This is a genomic window from Pseudomonas sp. UMAB-40, assembly GCF_900095275.1.
Classification (GTDB): domain Bacteria; phylum Pseudomonadota; class Gammaproteobacteria; order Pseudomonadales; family Pseudomonadaceae; genus Aquipseudomonas; species Aquipseudomonas mandelii_B.
The window spans coordinates 368-1,860 of record NZ_LT607604.1 but is presented as its reverse complement, the minus strand read 5'-3'; the positions used below and the strand labels follow the sequence as shown (position 1 = coordinate 1,860).

The window sequence follows — 1,493 nt, the reverse complement described above, 5'->3', positions numbered from 1 at the left end:
GCGTTACGCAGCGAGCCTGGAGAGTGTCTAGAAAATCCGGGGCGATTCAATGTCCACGAGCGGACGAGGCACTGGAACGGTTGGCTATAACGTCCAAACAGCCGTCGACGACAAGCACCATTTGATCATTGCCCATGAGGTGACCAACGTTGGTAATGATCGTGGGCAACTGAGCAATATGGCGAACCTGGCGCGTGAAGAAATCGAGGCTGAAACGCTAACGGTGGTGGCCGACCGAGGCTACTACAAAGGTCTGGAAATCCTTGCCTGCGAGCAGGCGGGCATCACCACCTTTGTACCAAAACCCCTGACATCAGGCAGCAAAGCCGAAGGCCGATTTGGTAAGCAGGACTTCATCTACGTTGCTGCATCGGACGCGTATCGATGCCCTGCGGGCCAGTTGCTGACCCGACGGCATTCGACGATGGAAGACGGCATGTTGTTGCACTGTTACTACTTCTCGGGCTGCCAGTCCTGCGCAATGCAAAAGCAATGTACGACGGGTAAGGAGCGCCGAGTGAGGCGCTGGGAACATGAGGCGGTAATCGACGCGATGCAGGTTCGACTAGAACATGATCCAGCGATGATGAGGGTTCGTCGACAGACCGTTGAACACCCTTTTGGAACGCTCAAGTACTGGATGGGAAGTACCCACTTCCTGACCAAAACCCTGCCGAGGGTGAGCACTGAGATGAGTCTTCATGTGCTCGCCTACAACCTCAAACGAATGATGAGCATCTTCGGTATCGCAGGACTGCTGGAGGCGATCAGGGCTTGAATCCAGTCGCTTGGCTCGCCCGTTAGTAGCCGTTTGGGCCGCTGACGCGGCCCAAACGGAATTACAAACGCCTATGTAGATGGTTAGGGCAATTCGCGCTTCCGCCCGCTTACTCCACAGGCAATCCTCGCGACTTTCAGCTTTCGACGTATTCAGTGCGTTTTCACACAGCCTGGGTTGTTTTCTGCCTCTCGCGACGGGCAGAAAACGGCCAGAAGCGGCCAGTCAGATCATCCGTTATTCGACATCGCGTTGCTGTATTGGAGCAATGCACTAAGTCATATGGCTGACCAGCCCAAGAAAGCTCGCATCATTGCTGCTATCACTGCGATGGTTCAAGTGCGGCTTCCATCAACTACACTTTCATGCTGAGCGGTTTACTGGCATGTGGTCCATTTCTGAGCGAGGCTGTTGTGAGCGATTACGATTTTTCGCGGTTAAACGACAAAGAGTTCGAAGTCTTTTGCGCTGACCTGCTAAGCGCGAGGGAAGGGGTTATATTCGAAAGATTCAAGCCCGGACGTGACGCTGGAGTGGATGGGCGCTTTTTTAGGTCCGAGGGGGATGAGTGGATTCTCCAGTGTAAGCATTGGATTTCGACGCCGTTAGAAAAGCTCGTTAAATCTATTGCGGATTCTGAAAGCCTTAAAGTTCAGAAATTATCGCCAAGTCGATATATCTTAGCCTTGTCTCACTCGCTTTCACTTAATGATAA

The 1,493-nt window shown here is 52.8% G+C and carries 1 protein-coding gene and 1 pseudogene; both read left to right on the top strand.

Annotated elements, in window-relative coordinates:
• Positions 1-46: 46 nt before the first annotated feature.
• Positions 47-778 (top strand): annotated as a pseudogene (locus K0F88_RS31935) (transposase); the annotation flags it as partial.
• Positions 779-1,191: 413 nt separating this feature from the next.
• The coding region (locus tag K0F88_RS32770; RefSeq protein ID WP_257605423.1) for a restriction endonuclease at positions 1,192-1,493 on the top strand (302 nt) is incomplete at its 3' end.